Raw genomic sequence first — 21,282 nt, 5'->3', positions numbered from 1 at the left:
TCGCGCCATGCTGCTGTCCCAGACCATCACATCGGACGGGCGTCATGCCGCGGTGGTCCGGCAGGGGACCGAAGCGCATGAGATCGAGGGCGTTTCCTCGACGCTCGAACTGGCCCTGTCCTGCATAGCCGCCGGTCAGACGCTGGCGCAGCGCCTGCAAACGCTGCGCCCCGGCCCGGCGGTCGATCTGGGTGCGGCGCTGGCCGAGGGGCGGGTTCTGCCGCCCCTGACCCACCCGGACCCGGCCCATATGCTGATCACCGGCACCGGCCTGACCCATCTGGGTTCCGCCGCCACCCGCGATACCATGCACAAGGCCGCCGCGCTTGATCAGATCGAGACGCTGACCGATTCCATGCGCATGTTCCGCATGGGTGTCGATGGCGGCAAGCCCGGTGCGGGGCGGGTGGGGGTCCAGCCCGAGTGGTTTTTCAAGGGCGACGGCTCTTGCGTGGTGCCGCCGGGTGCGGCCCTTGACGCGCCGCCTTTTGCGTCCGACGGTGGCGAAGAACCCGAGATCGCCGGGCTTTACGTTATCGGACCGGACGGCGCGCCGTTCCGGCTGGGCTTCGCACTGGCCAATGAATTTTCCGATCATGCGATGGAAAAGGTGAACTACCTCTATCTCGCCCATTCCAAGCTGCGCCAGACCAGCTTTGGCCCCGAGATTCTGGTCGGTCCCCTTCCCGCCGACCTGCGGGGCATCTCGCGGATCCGGCGCGGCGGCCAGACCGTGTTCGAACAGCCGTTTTTGTCGGGGGAATCGAACATGTCCCACACAATCGCTAATCTTGAGCATCACCATTTCAAATATGATCAGTTCCGCCGCCCGGGCGATGTGCATGTCCATATGTTCGGCACCGCCACCCTGTCCTTTGCCGCCGGCTTCAAGACCCGCGACGGCGATGTGTTCGAGATCGAGGCGCCGGAATTCGGTTTGCCGTTGTCGAACCGGCTGACCCTCACCGATCCCGCCACAGCCAAGTTTGTCGCCGTTCAGGCGCTTTAAGACCGGAAGGAACCGAAAATGACCTTCAAACCGGCCAAATGGCCCCGCAAGCTGCGTTCCCAGCATTGGTATGGCGGCAATTCCCGCGACACGATCTATCATCGCGGCTGGCTGAAGAATCAGGGCTATCCGCATGACCTGTTCGACGGCCGCCCGATCATCGGCATCATGAATACCTGGGCCGATCTGACGCCCTGCAACGGCCACCTGCGCGAATTGGCCGAAAAGGTGAAGGCCGGTGTGTGGGAGGCCGGCGGCTTCCCGGTCGAGGTGCCGGTGTTCTCGGCCAGCGAGAACACCTATCGCCCGACCGCGATGATGTATCGCAACCTTGCCGCCATGGCGGTCGAAGAGGCAATGCGCGGCCAGCCCATCGACGGCGCCGTGCTGATGGTCGGCTGCGACAAGACCACGCCCAGCCTGCTGATGGGGGCGGCATCGACCGACATTCCGTCGATCGTGGTCACCGGCGGCCCGATGCTGAACGGCTGGTTTCAGGGCGAGCGTGTCGGCTCGGGCACCCATCTGTGGAAATTCAGCGAGGCGGTGAAGGCCGGCGAAATGACGCAGGAGGAATTCCTTGAGGCCGAGGCTTCGATGAGCCGGTCGACCGGGACCTGCAACACGATGGGCACCGCCAGCACCATGGCCAGCATGGCCGAGGCGTTGGGCATGGCGCTTTCGGGCAATGCGGCGATCCCGGCGGTGGACAGCCGCCGCCGCGTCATGGCGCAGATGACCGGGCGGCGCATCGTGCAGATGGTCAAGGACGATCTGAAGCCCAGCGACGTGATGACCCGCGAAGCCTTCGAGAATGCGATCCGCTGCAATGGCGCGATCGGCGGCTCGACCAACGCGGTCATCCATCTGATGGCCATCGCCGGCCGGGTCGGCATCGAGCTGTCGCTGGACGACTGGGACCGGCTGGGCCGGGACGTGCCGACCATCGTCAACCTGATGCCGTCCGGCAAATACCTGATGGAGGAATTCTTCTATGCCGGCGGCTTGCCGGTGGTGCTGAAGCGTCTGGGCGAAGCCGGGATGCTTAACAAGGACGCGCTGACGGTCAGCGGCCAGACCGCCTGGGAACAGGTCAAGGACGCCCGCAACTGGAACGAGGATGTCATCCTCCCGGTTGAAAAGGCGCTGACCCAGCATGGCGGCATCGTGGTCCTGCGCGGCAATCTCGCCCCCGACGGCGCGGTGCTGAAACCCTCGGCCGCGAGCCCGCATCTGATGAAGCATCGCGGCCGTGCGGTGGTGTTCGAGGATATCGACGACTACAAGGCCCGGATCAACGACGATGCGCTCGAGATCGACGAAAACTGCATCATGGTGATGAAGAACTGCGGTCCGCGCGGCTATCCCGGCATGCCCGAGGTCGGCAACATGGGGCTTCCGCCGAAAGTGCTGATAAAAGGCGTGACCGACATGGTGCGCATATCCGATGCCCGCATGTCCGGCACCGCCTACGGCACCGTCCTTCTGCACACCAGCCCCGAGGCGGCGCGGGGCGGCCCGCTTGCCATCGTGCGCACCGGCGACATGATCGAGATCGACGTCGACGCGCGACGGGTGCATCTGGACCTGACCGACGCCGAAATCGCCGACCGTCTCAGGGACTGGACGCCGCCCGTCCCGCGTCCGGACGGCGGTTATGCGCAGCTTTTCTATGACCATGTGCAGGGCGCAGATACCGGCGCGGATTTCGATTTCCTCAAGGGATGCCGGGGATCGGAGGTGGGACGTGACAGCCACTGACACGCAGATACCGATCGCCATCGCCGGCTTTGGCAAGATCGCGCGCGAACAGCATCTGCCCGCGATCAGCGACAACCCCGTGTTCCGGCTGGCGGCGACCGTCGACCCGGTGTCCCGGGCGCCGGGACTGCCGGTCTATGCCAGCGTGGCCGAGTTGCTGAAGGCCCAGCCCGAGACCCGCGCGCTTTCGCTCTGCACGCCGCCTCAGGTCCGGTTCGCCGTCGCGCGCGAGGCGCTGCTGGCGGGCTGCGACGTGCTTTTGGAAAAACCGCCCGGCACCACCGTCAGCGAGGTCGAGGCGCTGACCCGCATCGCCCGCGACGAAGGCCGGGTCCTGTTTGCCGCGTGGCATTCGCAATTCGCCCCCGGCATTCCGGGCGCGCGCGAATGGCTTTCCACGCGCCGTGTGGCCCGCATCACCGTGACCTGGCGCGAGGATGTGCGGCGCTGGCATCCCGGGCAGGACTGGATCTTTGCCCCCGGCGGCACCGGCGTCTTTGATCCCGGCATAAACGCCTATTCCATCCTGACCTACATCCTGCCCGTGGCGCTTTACACCACCTCGGCCGAACTGGAATTCCCGGCCAACCGCGACACGCCGATCGCCGCCCGTCTGACCATGCTGACCGAGGACGGCGCGCCGGTCGATCTGGACTTCGATTTCCGCGAAACCGGCGTACAGACATGGGACATGCGGATCGAGACCGACGACGGGGTGCTGGAGATGTCGAACGGTGGCGCAAAGATCACCGCCGGCGGCCAGACGATTGCCAGCGAAAGCGCGCTCGCCGGTGAATATGACCGTATCTACGCCCGCTTTGCCGAGTTGATCGCCAAACGCGAAAGCGAGGTCGATCTGGACCCCTTCCGCCATGTGGCCGACGCGATGATGCTTGGCCGCCGTATCCAGACCGAGGCGTTCAATTGGTAGACGCGCCCCGCCCCGAATGGCTTGCCGTTGACTGGGGCACCAGCCGGCTGCGGGTCTGGGCGATGGCGGGGGATCATGTGCTCGAGGCCCGCGCCTCGGATCAGGGTATGGGCGGGCTAGGCCGCGACGGCTTTGAACCGGCCCTGCTGGCGCTGACCGAGGGGTGGCTGCCGGCGACGGGGCAAATTCCGGTCATAGCCTGCGGCATGGTCGGTGCCCGCACCGGCTGGGCCGAGGCCGATTATCGCGCCATTCCCTGCACACCCCTTGACCCGGCGGCGGCCGCCCGCCCGGCGGTCCGCGACCCGCGCCTGTCGGTCCTGATCCTGCCCGGCCTGTCGCAGGCCGAGCCGCCCGATGTCATGCGGGGCGAAGAAACCCAGATCGCCGGATTTCTGGCCCGCCACCCGGATCACGACGGCACGCTTTGCCTGCCGGGCACGCATTCCAAATGGGTGCGGCTTGCGGGCGGTAAGGTGACCTCGTTCCGGACCTTCATGACCGGAGAGCTTTACGCGCTTTTGTCGCGCCAATCGGTGCTGCGGCTGTCGATCGGCGAGGCCGAACCCGACGCCGCCGCCTTCGCCACGGCGGCGGCCCATCCGGGCGCGATGGTCGAGCATCTGTTTCCGCTGCGCGCCGCGTCGCTCTTGAACGGCGCCACGCCCGAAGTTACCGCCGGTCGTCTGTCCGGCCTGCTGATCGGGGCCGAAGTCGCGGCGGCGCGCGATTTCTGGCACGACCGCCGGGTCACGCTGATCGGCGCCCCCGGCATTTCGGCGCTTTACGCCCAGGCGCTGGCCACCCACCGCGCCGCCGCGACCCAGATGGACGGGGCGGAACTGGTGCTGGACGGCCTTCGTGCGGCGCGTCGGGCGCTATCCACGGACGCAACCGGAAAGGATGCAATGCGATGACCCACCTTCCCCTGATCGCGATCCTGCGCGGCGTGAAACCGACCGAAGTCCGGGACATCGGCGCGGCGCTGATCAAGGCGGGATTCGGCCGGATCGAAGTCCCGCTGAACTCTCCCGATCCGCTGAACAGCATCGGCATCCTCGCCCGCGAATTCGGCGATGACGCGATGATCGGCGCGGGCACGGTCCTGACCATCGACGAGGTCGTCCAGATCCGGGACTCGGGCGGGACGATGATCGTCTCGCCCAATGCCGATGCGGGGGTGATCCGCAAGACCAAGGAAATCGGCATGACCTCATATCCCGGCATCATGACCCCGACCGAGGCTTTTGTGGCCATCGCGGCCGGGGCCGACGGGCTGAAGCTGTTCCCCGCCGCCGATGTCGGCATGGGTTTCATCGGGTCGCTGCGCAGCGTGCTTCCCCCCAACATGCCGGTCTATGCGGTGGGCGGCGTCGGCGCCGCAGATTTCGCCGAATGGCGCAAGGCCGGCGCGGCCGGATTCGGGCTTGGCAGCGCGCTTTACAAACCGGGCGACAGTGCCGAAACCGTGGGCGCCCGCGCGCGCGAGATGGTCGCGGCATGGAACGCGATCGCATGACCGCCGTGGTCTTCGATACCCGCGTTTGCGCGCTGGGTGAGGGCGCATTCTGGCACCCGGAACGCCAACAGGCATTCTGGTTCGACATATTGGGGCGGCGGCTGCTGACCCCGGGCGCCGAGTGGCGGTTCGACCAGATGGTTTCGGCCTGCGGCTGGCTTGACCGGGATCATCTGCTCATCGCCTCGGAAACCGGGCTTTTGCAATTCGATCTGCGCGACGGGCAAAGCCGGATCGTCACGGCGCTCGAGGCCGAAAACCCCGAGACCCGCAGCAATGACGGCCGCGCCGACCCGATGGGCGGGTTCTGGATCGGGACCATGTCCAAAACCGCGGCCCGGCGCGCGGGCGGCATCTGGCGTTATTACCGGGGCCAGTTGCGCCGGATCGTTGCGGATATCACCATTCCCAACGCGATCTGTTTCTCGGCCGATGGGCGCAAGGGCTGGTACGCCGATACGCAGGAACAGCAGGTCTGGACGCTGGCGCTTGACCCGGACGGCTGGCCCGAGGCGCCACCACAGCCGTTTCTAGACCTGCGTCGCGAAGGGTTGAACCCGGATGGCGCGGTGATCGACGATCAGGGCCGGTTCTGGAACGCGCAATGGGGGGCAGCGCGGGTCGCCTGCTATGACCCGGCGGGGCAGTTCGTAACCGCCCATGACGTGCCCGGCTTGCATAGCTCCTGTCCGGCCTTCATCGGCGCGGCGCTGGATCGGCTGATGATGACAACGGCGACCGAGAATATCGCCGATCCCGGCCCGTCCGACGGGCAGACCTTCGTCATCGAACATCCGGGCGCGCGCGGCCGCCCCGAACCCCGGGTGATCCTGTGACGATGGAACCATTCGGGCAACTTCCGGACGGCGGGACGGTTCAGAGCGTGACGATCGCGGGGTATGGGCTGACGGCCAATATCCTCAGCTATGGCGCGACCATTCAGGATCTGCGGCTGGACGGCCACGCGCAATCGCTGGTGCTGGGATTTCCACAGCTTGACCCCTATCTGACCGAAGGCGCCTATATGGGCGCGGTCGTCGGACGCTACGCCAACCGTATCGGCGATGCAAAGGCCGTGATCGGCGGCAGGCCCTACCGGCTTGATGCGAATTTCCGTGACCGCCACCTGCTTCACGGCGGGCGCGACGGCACCGGGCAACGCAACTGGACCATCGGCGACAGCGGCGCCGAGCACGTGACCCTGACCGACCGCCTGCCTGACGGGCATATGGGCTTTCCCGGCAATCTGGAGGTCGGCACCACCTATCGCATTCTGCCCGGCCCGCTGCTCGAGGTACGGATAACCGCCACGTCGGATGCCGAAACGCTATGCAATTTCGCCACCCACGGCTATTGGAACCTTGGCGGGGACGATATTGCCGGGCATCTCTTTCAATGCATCGCCGATCGCTGGACCCCGGTCGATGACGATCTGATCCCGACCGGACGGGTCGAACCCGTGCAGGGGCCGACCGACTGGCGCCGGCCGGTCCGGCTGGGCGACCGGCTGGATGACGGGCTGATCGACTCTAACCTGTGCCTGTCGGACCAGCGCCTGGCCCTTCGCGACGTGGCGTGGCTGTCGGTGCCCGGGGGACCTTCGATGACGGTTCAGACCACCGAACCCGGGCTTCAGGTCTATGCCGGCGATCATCTGCGGCCCGGCGTCCCCGGTAACGACGGCAAACCCTTTGGCCGTTTCGCCGGTCTAGCGCTCGAGCCGCAGATATGGCCCGATGCCCCGAACCATAAGGGCTTTCCCGACCCGATCCTGCGCCCGGGTCAGACGTATGAACAAATCACCAGATTTCGGTTCGGCGCAGAGGAGGGCTGAACCCGAATAGCCCCGAATTCGGGGCATTATCTCGACCAGTAACTTTGGAGGAAGTTATGAAAACCTTTACATTGACGGCTGCTCTTGCCACCACCACGGCACTTCTTGCCCAGCCCACGCTGGCTGAAACCGTCGGTTTCGCGCAGATCGGCTCGGAATCCGGCTGGCGCGCGGCGGAAACCACCGTCACCAAGCAAGAGGCGGAAAAGCGCGGCATCGACCTTAAATTCGCCGACGCGCAACAAAAGCAGGAAAACCAGATCAAGGCGGTCAAAGGCTTCATCGCCCAAGGCGTCGACGCGATCCTGCTGGCCCCGGTCGTCGCCACCGGCTGGGACGAGGTTCTGAAAGAGGCGCAGGAAGCCGAGATCCCGGTCGTCCTTCTGGACCGCATGGTCGACAGCGACAAAAGCCTTTACCTGACCGCCGTCGGATCGGATCTGGTGCATGAGGGGAATGTCGCCGGCGAATGGCTGGTGAAGGATGTCGGTGACAAGCCCTGCAATGTCGTCGAGCTTCAGGGCACCACGGGCTCATCGCCCGCCATCGACCGCAAGAAAGGCTTCGAGGACGCCATCGCGGGTCACGACAATATCAAGATCATCCGCAGCCAGACCGGCGATTTCACCCGCACCAAGGGCAAGGAAGTCATGGAGAGTTTCCTTAAGGCCGAGGATGGCGGCAAGAATATCTGCGCGCTTTACGCCCATAACGACGACATGGCGGTGGGTGCCATTCAGGCGATCAAGGAAGCCGGGCTGAAGCCGGGGACCGACATCAAGGTGGTCTCGATCGACGGCGTTCCCGACATCTTCACGGCCATGGCGGCGGGCGAGGCGAACGCGACGGTCGAGCTGACCCCGAATATGGCCGGCCCCGCATTCGATGCGCTGGCTGCGTATTGGAAGGACAAGACCGAGCCGCCGAAGTTCATCCAGACCGAATCCAAGCTGTTCACACAGGCGGATGATCCGCAGGCGGTCTATGAGACCAAGAAAGACCTCGGCTACTAAGGCCGGACGGCCGGAGGGCATCGCCGCCCTCCGGCCTTTCCCGCCATTTTCGAGGAAGGGGAATCTGGATGCATGTGCTGCTTTCGGCCAAGGGCGTCACCAAGATATTTCCGGGCACCATCGCGCTCGACGGCGTCGATCTGGACCTGATCGCCGGCGAGGTGCATGCCCTTCTGGGCGAAAATGGCGCCGGAAAGTCGACCCTGATCAAATGCCTGACCGGGGTCTATCAGCGTGACGGCGGCAGCGTGACCATGGCAGGCCAGCCGATCGACCCCCGTTCGACCGCGGATGCGCAGGCGCTGGGGATCGGAACGGTCTATCAAGAGGTGAACCTGCTGCCGAACCTGACCGTGGCAGAAAACCTGACGCTCGGCCGCCAGCCGCGCCGTCTGGGCATGATCGACACCCGCGCCATGAACCGGATGGCCCGGGAGATGCTGGCCGATTACGATCTCGGCATCGATGTCGGCCGTCCGCTTGCCGCCTATTCCGTCGCCATTCAGCAGATCGTCGCCATCGCCCGCGCCGTCGCGCTTTCCGGCAAGGTGCTGATCCTTGACGAGCCGACCGCCAGTCTGGACGCGCGCGAGGTCGAGGGCCTGTTTCGCATCGTCAGGGCGTTGAAGGATCGCGGGCTGGCGGTGGTTTTCATCTCGCATTTTCTGGATCAGGTCTATGCGATCAGCGACCGCATCACCGTTCTGCGCAATGGCAGGAACGTGGGCGGCGGGCTGGCCCGCGACATCGACCGGCTGACGCTGGTGCGGCTGATGCTGGGCCATGATCTGGCCCAGGTCGAGGCGCAGGCGCGGCGTGAAACCGTCGGCACGATCGGCGGCGAACCCGCCGTCGCATTCGAAAACTTCGGCAAAAAGGGCCGGGTCGAGCCCTTCGATCTGACCGTCCACAAGGGTGAGGTCGTGGGTCTGGCCGGTCTGCTTGGATCGGGCCGGACCGAGACAGCCGAGGCGATTTTCGGCATCTCGGGACATGACAGCGGCGCGGCCCGGATCAACGGCGCCCCCGCACGGCTGGACACGCCGCGCGACGCCATCCGCGCCGGCATCGGTTTTTGCCCCGAGGACCGCAAGACCGATGGCATCGTGGCCGAGTTGAGCGTGCGGGAAAACATCCTCTTGGCGATGCAGGCCCGGCGCGGCTGGTCGCGGCCGGTGGCTAGGGCCGAACAGAACCGCATCGCCGCCGATTATGTCAAACGGCTGGACATCCGCACGCCGGACGCCGAAAAGCCGGTCGGCCTGTTGTCCGGCGGCAATCAGCAAAAGGTCATTCTGGCCCGCTGGCTGCTGATGAACCCCGATTTCCTGATCCTGGACGAGCCGACCCGCGGCATCGACGTCGGCGCGCATGCCGAAATCATCCGGGTGATCGAGGCGCTTTGCGACCGGGGCATGGCGCTTTTGGTCATCTCGTCCGAGCTTGAGGAGCTTGCCAGCTATTCGCACCGGATCGTGGTCATGCGCGACCGCAGACAGGTGGCCGAACTGACCGGCGCCGATGTCGCGCCTGACCGCATCGTGCAGTCCATCGCCGCGGCCCCCACCGTCAGCGAAGGCGCGCAGTGATGCCGGCCGCGATCATGCGCATTCTGCCGATGCTGGCGACCTTGGCCATTCTGGTCATCGCCATCTCGATCGTCTCACCGAATTTTCTGGATATTTCGCTGGCCAACGGACGGCTTTACGGCAGTCCCATCGACGTCCTGAACCGCGGCGCGCCGGTCGCGCTGCTCGCCATCGGCATGACGCTGGTGATCGCGACCGGCGGGATCGACCTGTCGGTGGGCGCGGTGATCGCGATTTGCGGCGCGGTGGCCGCCAAGACGATCACCTCGGGCTATGGGTTGCCCTCGGCCATCGGGCTTTCGTTGCTGGTCGGGCTGCTTTGCGGGCTTTGGAACGGGTTTCTGGTCGCGGTGCTGCGCATCCAGCCAATCGTTGCGACGCTGATCCTGATGGTGGCGGGGCGCGGCATCGCGCAACTGATCACCGAGGGCGCGATCCTGACCTTCAACCATGCCGGGCTGGCCTTCATGGGCTCGGGCATCGTCGCGACAATTCCGGTGCCGATCCTGATCTGGGTGGGGATGGCGATCGTGACCATGCTGGTGGTCCGGCGCACCGCCCTTGGCTTTCTGATCGAATCGGTCGGCATCAATGCGCGCGCCGCCTTTCGCGCCGGGGTCAACACAAGGGCGCTGATCATCGCGGTCTATGTCATCTCGGGCCTGTGCGCGGCCATCGCGGGGATCATCGTCGCCGCCGACATCCGCGGCGCGGACGCCAACAACGCCGGCCTGTGGCTGGAGCTTGACGCGATCCTTGCGGTGGTGATCGGCGGCAACTCGCTTCTGGGTGGGCGGTTCTCGATCCTCGCCTCGCTGATCGGGGCGATGATCACCCAGACCGTCAACACCGGCATCCTGATCTCGGGGTTTCCGCCCGAGTACAACCTTGTCATCAAGGCCTGTATCGTGCTGGTCATCCTGCTGGTGCAATCGCCGCGCCTGAGATTGACCGAAAGGCTGCGCCTGCGCGGCAAACCGGGGGCACGGACATGAGGAACCTGCGCGCGCTGCCGCTGCTGGCCACCTGCCTGATCTTCGCGCTGGCCTATGCGCTGGCGTGGATGCAGTTCCCGAACATCCTGTCGACGCGGGTGATCGGCAACCTCTTGACCGACAATGCCTATCTGGGCATCGCGGCGGTCGGCATGACGATCGTGATCATGTCGGGGGGGATCGACCTGTCCGTCGGCTCGGTCATCGCCTTTTCGGGGGTGTTCATCGCCGTGGTGCTGCGCGACACCGGGCTGCATCCGCTGGTGGTTTTCGCGATGCTTCTGGTGATCACGACCCTGTTCGGCGTCGCCATGGGCGCGATCATTTACGGGCTTCAGATGCCGCCCTTCATCGTCACGCTTGCGGGCATGTTCATGGCCCGCGGCGTGGCTTATGTGCTGTCGATAGATTCGATTCCGATTGACGATCCGTTCATCGGCGGGCTGCAAAGCGTCTATTGGCTGATGCCCGGCAAGGGCCGGTTCACGCTGATCGCGGGCATCATGCTGGCGACCTTCGTCGCGGGCGCGTTGCTGGTGCACCGGACGCCGCTGGGCACGCGGATCATGGCGATCGGCGGCGACGCGCGAACCGCCGCGTTGCTGGGCGTGCCGATCGCCTCGACCACGATCATCGTCTATGGCATCTCGGGGTTTTGCGCCGGGCTGGCGGGGATCGTTTTCGCCATATACACCTCGGCCGGCTATTCGCTGGCCACCGTCGGGACCGAGCTTGACGCCATCGCCGCCGTGGTCATCGGCGGCACGCTGCTGACCGGGGGCAGCGGTTATGTGCTGGGCACGCTGGTCGGAGTGCTGATCATGGGGCTGATCCAGACCTACATCGTCTTTGACGGCACCTTGTCCAGTTGGTGGACAAAGATCGTGATCGGGGCGCTTCTGTTCCTGTTCATCGGGCTGCAAAAGGGGCTTTTGCGGCTGACCAGCCGCAACGCCTGACCGCCGCCCGCGCACCCCGCCCGTTCAGCCCGGCCAGCCCAATCGGCGCGGTCAGCCGATGCGGCGGTCCAGATGGGTATAGCCGCCATCGGGGAATATCCATTGCCCGGTCGTGTGGCTGGATCGGTCGGACAGCAGAAAGGCGCAGGTGTCCGCGATCTCGTCGGCGGTGGTCATCCGCTTGCCAAGCGGGATGCGTTCGGTGATCTCGGCCTCGGCCGCCGCCGGATCCGGCAGGGTGTTCAGCCAGCGGCGGTAAAGCGGCGTCATCACCTCGGCCACGACGATCGCATTGACCCGCACCAGATCCGGCAGGAACTCGACCGCCCATTCCCGCGTCAGCCCCAGAATGGCCGCCTTGGCCGCGATATAGGCCGAGGTTCCACCCTGTCCCGTCAGCGCCGTCTTGGAGCCGATATTGACGATTGCGCCCCGGCTGCGGCGCAGATCATCCGCCAGCAGGTGAACCATCGTGTAGTAATGCACCAGATTCTGGTCGAGGCTGTCGCGGAACGCCCCGGGCCCCCTGTCGAGCCCCACCCCGTCATTCGCACCCGCATTGTTGACCAGACCGTAAATTCCGGGATGGCGGTCGCGCACGCCCTGAACGGCGGTGCGGCAGGCGTCATCGTCGGAAAGCTCGACCTGCACGAACTCGGCCCCGGTCCGCGACAGCCAGCCGGCATCCGGCGCGGTGCGGCCGAAGATCACCGGGACGGCGCCTTCGGCCGCCAGCACCTCGGTTATGCCCGCCCCGATGCCCGAGCCGCCGCCGGTCACGATAACCACCTTGCCGGTCAGATGAAGGTCCATCACGCCCCCTTGAACCGATATTTCTCCAGACTCTCCGGCCGCATCTCGATCGAGAAACCGGGCGCTTCCGGTGGCATATAGGCCCCGTCCCTGATCACGCAGGGATCCAGAAAATGCTCGTGCAGATGGTCGACATATTCGATCACCCGGCCCTCTTGCGAATCCGAGATGCACAGAAAGTCGATCATCGACATGTGCTGCACATATTCGCAAAGCCCGACGCCACCGGCATGGGGGCAGACCTTCAGATCGTATTTCGCCGCCATCAGCAGCACCGCCAGCACTTCGTTCAGTCCGCCCATGCGGCAGGCGTCGATCTGAACCACGTCGATTGCGCCGCGCATGATGAACTGTTTGAAGATGATGCGGTTCTGGCACATCTCGCCGGTCGCGACCTCGATCGGTGACACCCCCTCGCGGATCTTGCGATGACCCTCGATGTCATCGGGGCTGGTCGGTTCCTCGATGAACCACGGGTCGGCAAATGCCAGTTCGCGCACCCAGTCGATGGCCTGATCCACCTCCCACACCTGATTGGCGTCGATCATCAGCCTGACATCGGGGCCGACCGCGTCGCGGGCGATGGTCAGACGGCGGATGTCGTCCTGAAGGTTTTGACCGACCTTCAGCTTTACATGCCGAAAACCCGCCTCGACGGCCTCGCGGCAAAGGCGGCGGAGCTTCGCATCATCATAGCCGAGCCAACCGGCCGAGGTGGTATAACAGGGATACCCCCGCGCCTTCAGATCTGCAATGCGTTCGGCCTTGCCCGCCGCCTGCCGGGTCAGGAACTCCAGCGCCCATTCGGGCGTGATGCAGTCGGTCAGATAGCGAAAATCAATGCAACGCACCAATTCCGCCGGCGACATGTCGGCGACAAGCTGCCAGACCGGCTTGCCCTGATCCTTGGCCCAAAGGTCCCAGACCGCATTCACCACCGCCCCGGTGGCAAGATGGATGGCGCCCTTGTCGGGACCGATCCAGCGCAACTGGCTGTCGCCGGTGATGTAATGCCAGAAGCGGCCCATGTCGGCGGTGACCCAATCCATATCCAGCCCGACGACCAGCGGCCGAAGCGCCTCGATCGCGGCGATACAGATCTCGTTCCCGCGCCCGATGGTGAAGGTCAGGCCATGGCCCTGATTCGGCCCGTCGGTCTCGAGTATCACATAGGCGGCGGAATAGTCCGGGTCCGGGTTCATGGCGTCCGAACCGTCAAGCTGCTGACTGGTCGGAAAGCGCACGTCGATGCTGCGCATGCCGGTAATCTTTGTCATGAGGGTTACCTTTCAGAACAGGACAGCGCGGAAAAGCCGGGGGTCAGGGGGCGGCGCGCCGCCCCCTGCCTTCGTGGACGGACAATCAGTCGTACAGGACCGCCGCGATTTCCGGGCTGTCGATATTGGTCTTGTCATACCAGAAGAATCCGGTGTCGATCTTCGGCTCGACCTTCTCGCCCTTGCTGGCGGCCAGCGCCGCCTTGACGGTCTCATAGCCGATGCCGATCGGGTTCTGGGTGATGGCGCCGGCCATATCGCCGTCGCGGATCGCCTGCTTCTGCGCGGCGCCGCTGTCATAGCCGATGACCACGACCTTGGAGCCCATCTCCTTGACCCCGTTCAGCACGCCGATGGCCGACCCCTCATTGGCGCCGAAGATGCCTTTCAGATCCGGGTTCGCCTGCAGGATCGTCTTGGTGATCTCGGTCGATTTCAACTGGTCGCCATCGCCGTATTCGACCGCCACGACCTCGATATCGGGATATTTGTCGGCCATCTGCTTCAGGAAGCCGTCGCGCCGGTCGATGCCGGTGCGCGAGGTCTGGTCATGCACGACCACCGCGACCTTGCCCGAGCCGCCGATCAGCTCGGCCATCTTGTCGGCCGCCAATGCCGAGGCGGCAAGGTTGTCGGTCGAGGCGGTGGCGACGGGGATGTCACTGTCCACGCCCGAGTCGAAGGCAACGACCGGGATGCCGGCGTCCTTGGCCTGTTGCAAGAGCGGGATCGCCGCCTGACTGTCCAGCGCGGCCAGACCGATCGCGGCCGGTTTCTTGGCAAGGGCTGCGGCCAGCATGTCGATCTGACGATCGACCTGGGTTTCGTTGTCCGGCCCCTCAAAGGTGACCTCGGCGCCCAGTTCGGCCGCAGCCTTGTCCGCACCGGCCTTGACCGCCTGCCAGAACTGATGCTGATACCCTTTCGAGATCAGCGCGATATACGGCTTGTCCTGAGCCGAAGCCAGCCCCGCCGACAGCATGAGGGTGCCTGCGGCAACAGCGCCAAGCAGGATACGTCTGGTGAACATGGTTTCCTCCCTTTCGTTCACTTGATCTTGCCGCGCCGCAGTTGATCTGCGTAAACGGCGGCGATGATGATGGCCCCGGTAACGACGGTCTGCCATTCCTGCGCGACCGACAGGATGCGCAACCCGTTGGTCAGAACCGACATGATCAGCGCGCCGATCAGTGTGCCCAGAATTGTGCCGCGCCCGCCCGCAAGGCTGGTGCCGCCGATGACCACGGCGGCGATGGCGTCAAGCTCATACCCCTGACCCAGCGCCGGCTGGGCGCTGTTCAGCCGGCTGGAGATCAGGATCCCCGCGATGCCGCAGATCGCGCCGGCAAGTGCATAGACCGACATCTTCCAGAAATCGGTGTTCACGCCCGACAGCCGCACCGCCTCTTCGTTCGAGCCGAGTGCAAAGGTATAGCGGCCCAGAACCGTGCGCGACAGGATATAGGCGGCGACGCCCGCGACGATGAACAGGATCAGAACCCCGTTCGGGACCGGCAGGAACGGCAGCACCTTTCCGATCAGCGACCCCTGCGCGATCTGGGTATAGCCGGGAGAATTGTTGAAATAGATCGGTTTGGTGCCAGAGATGACCAGCGACAGCCCTTTCAGGATCAGCATCATGCCCAGCGTGGCGATGAAGGGCGGGATCTTCAGCTTGGCGATGAAGGTGCCCGATACCAGACCGACGCAGCCACCCGCCGCGATGGCCGCGATCACGCCGATGATGATTGGCATGCCGGCCCAGGTCAGCACCACCCCCGCGATCACCGCGCAGAAGGTCATCAACGTGCCCACAGAAAGGTCGATGCCGCCGGTGATGATGACCAATGTCGCCGCCACCGCCAGCACCCCGTTGACCGAGGTCGCCTGCAGGATCGACAGGATGTTGGTCATCTGCATGAACTGCGGCTTGGCGACGCTGAACACGATCAGCAGCACGATCAGACTGGCAAAGGCCAGCAGCTTTTGTTGCGCAGCGCCGCCCATCAGCGATTTGCGCGGTCCGGTTGCAGTGCCTGTCCGTTCACTCATGCCGCCATTCCTTCGCTGTCGCGTTTCGTAGCCAGTTCCATGATTGCTTCCTGCGTCGTGTCGGCGGGCAGGAACCCGGTCAGCCGCCCCTCGCACATCACCGCGATGCGATGCGACAGCCGCAACACCTCGGGCAGTTCGCTGGAGATGACGATGATCGCCTTGCCGGTGGCGGCAAGCTCGTTCAGCAGCCGGTAGATTTCCGATTTCGCCCCGATGTCGATGCCGCGCGTCGGTTCGTCGAAGATCAGGATGTCGCAGTCCCGCAAAAGCCATTTCGCGATGACCACCTTCTGCTGGTTGCCACCCGAGAGCAGCCGCACCTCTTGCCGGTCGGAAGGGGTGCGGATGGCCAGTTTCGCGATGTAGTCCCGCGCGATCTGGCCAAGCTGCCGGTCGTCCAGCCGGCCCAGCCCGTCGGTAAAGCGCGACAGGCTGGCCATGGCGATATTGGCGCGCACGTCCATCGGCAGCGCCAGACCGTAATGTTTGCGATCTTCGGACAGATAACCGATCCCGGCACGGACGGCATCCTGAGGCGTGCGGATATCGACCGGGGTTCCGTGCACGATGATCTCGCCATTGTCGCGCGGGTCGGCGCCGAAAATCGCCCGGGCGACCTCGGTCCGGCCGGCGCCCATCAGGCCGGCGAAGCCAAGGATCTCGCCCTGTTTCACCGCGAATGACACGTCCTTCAGCTCACGCCCGCGGGTGATACCCCGGACTTCAAGCGCCACCGGCGCGTCGGACAGATCCGGCCTTTCGGCGCGTTCATCGCCAAGCTCGCGACCGACCATCATCGAGATGATCTTGCTGATCGGCGTATCGGCGGCCTCGACCGTGCCGACATATCTGCCGTCCCGCATCACCGTCACCCGGTCCGAGATGCGTTTGATCTCGTCCATCTTGTGGCTGATATAGATGATGCCCACGCCTTCGGACCGCAGGCGGCGGATGATGGTGAACAGCTCGGCAATCTCGGCGTCGTTCAGCGCCGCCGTCGGCTCGTCCATGATCAGGATGCGCGACCGATGCGACAGCGCCTTGGCGATTTCGACCATCTGCTGGCGCGCGATGGTCAGGCCGGCGACGGGGGTGCGGGGGTCCATGTGGATGTTCATCGATTCGAAGATCGCCGCCGCATCGGCGTTCAGCTTGCTTTCGTCCAGACGACCGAACGACAGCCGCGGCTCGCGCCCGATGAAGATGTTCTGCGCGACCGTCAGGTCCCGCATCAGCGCGAGTTCCTGATGGATGATGCCGATGCCAAAGCCCTGCGCCGCCGCCGGGCCGTCGATTTCGACCCGCAGCCCGTCCACCTCGATCGTGCCGCCATCGGGTTGATATATCCCCGACAGGATCTTCATCAGCGTCGATTTGCCGGCACCGTTTTCGCCCATCAGGGCGTGAACCTCGCCCGGGCGGAGATCGAATGAAACCTCGTCCAGCGCGCGAACGCCGGGAAAGGTCTTGGTTATCTTCGTCATTTGAACCAGATCCGCCATGCCGTATCCCTCCTCAGGCATTGCTTCGTGGTATTGACAGTTCAGATCGTCACGCCGCCATCGACAAGCATCGCCTGACCCGAGACAAAGCGGCTTTCGTCGGACAGAAGGTAGACCACCATAGGCACGATGTCCTCGACCGTTGCCAGCCGTCCCATGGGCTGGCGCGCAATGAAGTCCTTTTCAGCCTGCACCGGATCGGCCGCCGACGCAATGCGGCCGCGCAGGCTGGGCGTATCGACCGTACCGGGGCACAGCGCATTGCAGCGAATCCCGCGCGCCACGTAATCGGCGGCGATCGCCTTGGTCAGACCGATCACGGCGGCCTTGCTGGCGCCGTAGGCGGTGCGGTTGACGAATCCCTTCACCGACGAGGCCATCGACGACATGTTCAGAATGCTGGCGGTTCCGGTCTGGGCAGCGCGTTCCAGCATCCCGGGCAGAAGGGCGCGAATGGTCCGCATCATCGCGGTGACGTTCAGGTCAAAGGCGAATTGCCAGTCCTTGTCCTGAATATCCAGAACCGTGCCGTTGTGGACGACGCCGGCACAGTTGAACAGCCCGTCCAGCCCGCCCACACTGGCCGCAAGGGCCTGGATCGCGGCAAGATCGGTGACATCCAGAACCTGCGTCTCGATCCCGTCCAGACCGGCCAGCAGGTCGGCGTTCAGATCGGTCGCCAGAACCCGCGCACCTTCATTCGCGCAGGCGATGGCCGAGGCCCGGCCGATGCCCTGGCCCGCTGCTGTGATCAGAATGGATTTACCCGCCAAACGTCCCGACATCGATTCCCCCCAGTCGCCAGATCGTTGCAAATATGAAGGCACAATTTACCATTGAAGCGAAAACTGCAACCAAAAAATTGCTCGGCCGTCTGCGGAACAGACGGAACCGGGCCATATCCATGCCCTTGTCGCAGCGATCAAGGGTTTCCTGCACCCCGACACGTGGGCGCGCCGGCGGGCGTCAGGGAAGGATCACGCCCTTGCGAATGATGAAATTGCCATAGGGACGTTCTTCGCGGGTCGACAGCACCGCAAAGCAGGCTCGCGCCCGTTCATAGAAGGCGAAGCGTTCGATCCCCTTCGGGGTGGCGCCATGTTCGGCCAGCAGCGGGGTCGAGATGCCGACCGCGACCGGCACGGCCTCCGGGTCGCCGACCACCTGCATGGTGATCACCGGATCGGGCAGGAAATCGTCGATCGGGATCAGCGACAGGACCGCCTGCAAGGCGCGGCGCGCGTCGCAGTCGATCCGCAGCGCCTGACCATGGACCGTCGCCGCCGCGACCGAGGTGGCGGGAAAGTTGGCGTCGCAGATCGCGATTTCGTCGCCATGTCCCATCTGCGCCAGCACCCGCAACAGATCGGGGCTGATCAGCGGATCTATTCCTTTCAGCATCGGTGGCCGTCCTTTCATTTGCCGTCGGGTCGGTGGCGGGGAACCCCTGCCCTAATGCGTCGCCCCCTGTCGCGCGGCCGAGGTCAGCACGACCTGACGGGAATCGTCATCGGTGCGCAGATGCGGCTCTTCGACCTTCATGGTCAGCCGCAGGACGAACTCATCGCCTTCGGTCACCACCTCGACCTCGCTGTTCAACTGGGTCGCGAAGGCCTCGATCAGTTGGCTGCCAAGCCCGGTGCCCTCGGCCCCGGTATCGCCGGCGCCGATCGAGTTGCGGATCTCCAGCATGGCGGTGCCGTCGTCGCCTCGGCTGAGCCGTACCGAAACCCATGCTTCGGTTTGGCCTTCGGGCATGCTGACGTATTTCATCGCATTGGTGAAGGCTTCGGTCGCAAGAAGCGACAGGGGCACCGCCTGATCGGGCACAAGGGTCAGCGGCGCAAGATCGGTATCCAGGCGCAGCTTGCTGCCGTCATTCGCCGTCGCCGTGGCCATTTTTGAAATGATCTCGGACAACAGCCGATCGGCCTCGACCGCGTCCAGATGCTCGGCCTGATAAAGGTTGCGATAGATCGTGGCCAGACTGGACACCCGATCCTGCACCGAGCGCAGCACGCGCCGCGCGTCGGCATTGTCGATGGCGCGCGACTGCATGCTGATGATCGAGGCGATCAGTTGCAGGTTGTTCTTGACCCGGTGATGGACCTCTTTCAGCAGCACGGTCTTTTCGTCGACCGAGGCCTCAAGCTGTTCTTCATCGCGGATCAGGATCCGGGCCATATTGTGAAAGGTCTGGCTGACGTCCGCGATCTCGGCCGGGGCTTCGCGCAGGATCCGCGGCGGGGTGTCGCGATCGCCGACCGCAAAGCGGCGCATCTGGCCGCGCAATTCCCGGATATGCCGCAAAACCAGCCGGTCGACGGCGATATAGGCCACCACGAGCGATGCCGCCCAAAGGATAAGCGGCAGCAAAAGCACCGACAGGGCGGTGACAAAACCGCCCTGCCCGGCCTGTCCCGGGCTCCAGCTGCCAAGCGCATAGACCAGCCCCGGCACCACCGGAACCACCGAATAAACCCGCTGTTCGTCGTCGTTCGACTGGGCGCGAAAGGTCGTATCGGCCTCGGCGACCAGCGACACGAGGGTCCGGTTCACGGGCATGCTCTGCATCGGGTCGATACCCGGCTTGCTGTCCGAGGTCAGAATCTGGCCGCGGTCATTGAACGTCAGGATCCGCGCATCCTGCCCGGCGGTGTTGGTGACATGGGTCGATTCCAAGAGTTCGGTCGTCAACGAAATGGAGACGTAACCCAGCAACTCGCTGTCGCGATAAAGCGGCTGCGACACCACGATGACCGATTCACCCGAAATGATCCCCTTGGCGTTCGGGGTCACCATGGTCGCGGGCCGCTTGATGAAAGACTGATAATCGACTGACCCGGTCGCGTCGAAAGGCCCATCGGCGGTCGAACAGGTGACCTTGCCGTCAAGCGGCGTGAACCCCGCAGACGCATAGGTCGCCCCGCGCTGCTTGAAGGCGCGCAGCGTATCGGAACATTCCTCGGGCCGGTTCAAAAGCTCCAGAATGGCGGGGCCAAGGGCGTCGGCGGTGCCAAGCGCGCTTTGCAGCAACCCACGCTCGCCCGATGCGGCCGCCGAGGTCCGGCCCAGCAGCGCCACCTCACCGGCGCGCTGGACCTCGGCCGCCATATGCATGGTCTGGATGACCGAGATCAGCCCAAGCGGCAGAACCGCGACCGACAGCAAAAGCCCCAGACGAAAGCCCAGATGGCGCGTGAACTCGAAACTGTCGCGCAATCCTGCCAACGACCACATGAACGGTCCTTACTTGGGGAACTGTGTACTGGCCGACATCACTGCCATTGTTGCGGGATCGGTCATTTCCAGCTCTTCGCCTTCCTCAAGCTGCAATAGATCAGCAAGACGGCGGCGTCCACGGTTGGCGCGCGACTTGACGGTGCCGACGGCGACATTCGTCATCTGGGCGGCTTCCTCATAGGAAAAGCCCGAGGCGCCGACCAGAATCAGCGCCTCGCGCTGTTCATCGGGCAGTTGCGCGAAAGCGGCGCGGAAATCGTTCAGCGCCAGCCGGCCGTCGTGTTCGGGCCGCGTCGCCTGCCGCGCGGCATGGATACCGTCGGTATCGGAAACCTCGCGCCGGGTCTTGCGCCGGGCGGAATAAAAGGTGTTGCGCAGGATGGTGAACAGCCACGCACGCAAATTTGTTCCGGCCTGAAACTTGTCCATGTTGGTCCAGGCCTTGACGATGGTATCCTGCACCAGATCGTCGGCCGAGGCGGATTCACGTGTCAGGGACAGCGCAAAGGCGCGCAAGGCGGGAAGATGGTTGACAAGCTCGCCGCGCGGATTCGCCTCGGAACCCGCGTTTTCTGGCCGCGCTGCCGAATTGGTCATTCAACTTACTCCTGCTCGCGCAATTGCTCCAACAAAGCCAGAAACCGGTCAGGGACTTCCTGCACGGCATCCTGCTCATACACGCGGCGAAGGTTCTCGTCGATCTGTCGTTCGATGGCTGCCCGCTTGCGTTCTTCACGCTTGTTGTTCATTTATTTTAAGTCCCGGAAATCTTGTGCGCACCC

General features: G+C 64.6%; 21 protein-coding genes. 11 read left to right on the top strand and 10 right to left on the bottom strand.

Features of this window, described 5'->3' with window-relative positions; all coding sequences use genetic code 11:
* Window positions 1-7 precede the first annotated feature (7 nt).
* From araD1 to yjfF, 11 genes are all read left to right on the top strand, one after another.
* Window positions 8-1,009, top strand: coding sequence for an AraD1 family protein (gene araD1 / locus ACFSCT_RS08735; protein ID WP_379141952.1), 1,002 nt, complete (start codon window positions 8-10; stop codon window positions 1,007-1,009).
* 18 nt (window positions 1,010-1,027) lie between these two features.
* The gene (araD, locus tag ACFSCT_RS08730) at window positions 1,028-2,770 is read left to right on the top strand and encodes an L-arabinonate dehydratase (RefSeq protein ID WP_379141949.1); all 1,743 of its coding nucleotides are present in this window, start codon (window positions 1,028-1,030) and stop codon (window positions 2,768-2,770) included.
* Entirely contained in the window at window positions 2,757-3,701 is a 945-nt protein-coding gene (locus ACFSCT_RS08725; protein WP_379141948.1) for a Gfo/Idh/MocA family protein, read from the top strand. The genes araD and ACFSCT_RS08725 overlap by 14 nt, the downstream gene beginning before the upstream one ends.
* Entirely contained in the window at window positions 3,695-4,618 is a 924-nt protein-coding gene (locus ACFSCT_RS08720) for a 2-dehydro-3-deoxygalactonokinase (protein WP_379141945.1), read from the top strand. The genes ACFSCT_RS08725 and ACFSCT_RS08720 overlap by 7 nt, the downstream gene beginning before the upstream one ends.
* Window positions 4,615-5,220: a 2-dehydro-3-deoxy-6-phosphogalactonate aldolase gene (locus ACFSCT_RS08715; protein ID WP_379141943.1), complete on the top strand. Its 606-nt coding sequence runs from the start codon at window positions 4,615-4,617 to the stop codon at window positions 5,218-5,220. Before ACFSCT_RS08720 ends, ACFSCT_RS08715 begins: the two co-directional genes overlap by 4 nt.
* Complete coding sequence (locus ACFSCT_RS08710; RefSeq protein ID WP_379142237.1) at window positions 5,217-6,056, top strand: SMP-30/gluconolactonase/LRE family protein; 840 nt, start codon at window positions 5,217-5,219, stop codon at window positions 6,054-6,056. The genes ACFSCT_RS08715 and ACFSCT_RS08710 overlap by 4 nt, the downstream gene beginning before the upstream one ends.
* Before the next feature lie 47 nt (window positions 6,057-6,103).
* Window positions 6,104-7,054: an aldose epimerase family protein gene (locus tag ACFSCT_RS08705; RefSeq protein WP_379141941.1), complete on the top strand. Its 951-nt coding sequence runs from the start codon at window positions 6,104-6,106 to the stop codon at window positions 7,052-7,054.
* Window positions 7,055-7,110: 56 nt separating this feature from the next.
* A complete protein-coding gene (gene ytfQ / locus ACFSCT_RS08700; RefSeq protein ID WP_379141939.1) occupies window positions 7,111-8,067 on the top strand; it encodes a galactofuranose ABC transporter, galactofuranose-binding protein YtfQ in 957 nt (318 codons plus the stop codon).
* A gap of 68 nt (window positions 8,068-8,135) precedes the next feature.
* On the top strand, window positions 8,136-9,656 hold the full coding sequence (locus tag ACFSCT_RS08695) for a sugar ABC transporter ATP-binding protein (protein WP_379141937.1): 1,521 nt from the start codon (window positions 8,136-8,138) through the stop codon (window positions 9,654-9,656).
* Window positions 9,656-10,651, top strand: a complete 996-nt coding sequence (locus ACFSCT_RS08690; protein ID WP_379141935.1) for an ABC transporter permease — start codon at window positions 9,656-9,658, stop codon at window positions 10,649-10,651. Before ACFSCT_RS08695 ends, ACFSCT_RS08690 begins: the two co-directional genes overlap by 1 nt.
* Window positions 10,648-11,610, top strand: a complete 963-nt coding sequence (gene yjfF, locus ACFSCT_RS08685; RefSeq protein ID WP_379141934.1) for a galactofuranose ABC transporter, permease protein YjfF — start codon at window positions 10,648-10,650, stop codon at window positions 11,608-11,610. The genes ACFSCT_RS08690 and yjfF overlap by 4 nt, the downstream gene beginning before the upstream one ends.
* A gap of 51 nt (window positions 11,611-11,661) precedes the next feature.
* Here yjfF and ACFSCT_RS08680 read toward each other — a convergent pair whose 3' ends face one another.
* The 10 genes from ACFSCT_RS08680 to ACFSCT_RS08635 all read right to left on the bottom strand — a co-directional run bounded on the left by ACFSCT_RS08680 (window position 11,662) and on the right by ACFSCT_RS08635 (window position 21,249).
* Window positions 11,662-12,423: an L-fucose dehydrogenase gene (locus ACFSCT_RS08680; RefSeq protein ID WP_379141932.1), complete on the bottom strand. Its 762-nt coding sequence runs from the start codon at window positions 12,421-12,423 to the stop codon at window positions 11,662-11,664.
* Window positions 12,423-13,700 carry an L-fuconate dehydratase gene (locus ACFSCT_RS08675; protein ID WP_379141930.1) on the bottom strand — a complete coding sequence of 426 codons (1,278 nt, stop codon included), beginning with the start codon at window positions 13,698-13,700 and terminating at the stop codon, window positions 12,423-12,425. Before ACFSCT_RS08675 ends, ACFSCT_RS08680 begins: the two co-directional genes overlap by 1 nt.
* An 85-nt stretch (window positions 13,701-13,785) precedes the next feature.
* Entirely contained in the window at window positions 13,786-14,730 is a 945-nt protein-coding gene (locus ACFSCT_RS08670) for an ABC transporter substrate-binding protein (RefSeq protein WP_379141928.1), read from the bottom strand.
* Between the two features lie 17 nt (window positions 14,731-14,747).
* Window positions 14,748-15,752, bottom strand: a complete 1,005-nt coding sequence (locus ACFSCT_RS08665; RefSeq protein ID WP_379141927.1) for an ABC transporter permease — start codon at window positions 15,750-15,752, stop codon at window positions 14,748-14,750.
* Complete coding sequence (locus tag ACFSCT_RS08660) at window positions 15,749-17,239, bottom strand: sugar ABC transporter ATP-binding protein (RefSeq protein WP_379141925.1); 1,491 nt, start codon at window positions 17,237-17,239, stop codon at window positions 15,749-15,751. Before ACFSCT_RS08660 ends, ACFSCT_RS08665 begins: the two co-directional genes overlap by 4 nt.
* A 59-nt stretch (window positions 17,240-17,298) precedes the next feature.
* Complete coding sequence (locus tag ACFSCT_RS08655; protein ID WP_379141923.1) at window positions 17,299-18,042, bottom strand: SDR family oxidoreductase; 744 nt, start codon at window positions 18,040-18,042, stop codon at window positions 17,299-17,301.
* Window positions 18,043-18,223: 181 nt separating this feature from the next.
* Complete coding sequence (locus ACFSCT_RS08650; protein WP_379141921.1) at window positions 18,224-18,658, bottom strand: RbsD/FucU family protein; 435 nt, start codon at window positions 18,656-18,658, stop codon at window positions 18,224-18,226.
* 51 nt (window positions 18,659-18,709) lie between these two features.
* A complete protein-coding gene (locus ACFSCT_RS08645) occupies window positions 18,710-20,497 on the bottom strand; it encodes a sensor histidine kinase (RefSeq protein ID WP_379141919.1) in 1,788 nt (595 codons plus the stop codon).
* Between the two features lie 9 nt (window positions 20,498-20,506).
* Window positions 20,507-21,097 (bottom strand): RNA polymerase sigma factor, encoded by a 591-nt coding sequence (locus tag ACFSCT_RS08640; RefSeq protein ID WP_379141917.1) that lies wholly within the window; start codon window positions 21,095-21,097, stop codon window positions 20,507-20,509.
* A gap of 5 nt (window positions 21,098-21,102) precedes the next feature.
* Window positions 21,103-21,249, bottom strand: coding sequence for a NepR family anti-sigma factor (locus tag ACFSCT_RS08635; protein ID WP_379141915.1), 147 nt, complete (start codon window positions 21,247-21,249; stop codon window positions 21,103-21,105).
* Window positions 21,250-21,282 lie beyond the last annotated feature (33 nt).

Origin of the sequence: Paracoccus pacificus (genome assembly GCF_042680785.1) — a bacterium.
Lineage (GTDB): Bacteria > Pseudomonadota > Alphaproteobacteria > Rhodobacterales > Rhodobacteraceae > Paracoccus > Paracoccus pacificus.
This window is presented reverse-complemented; position numbering and strand designations above follow the sequence as displayed.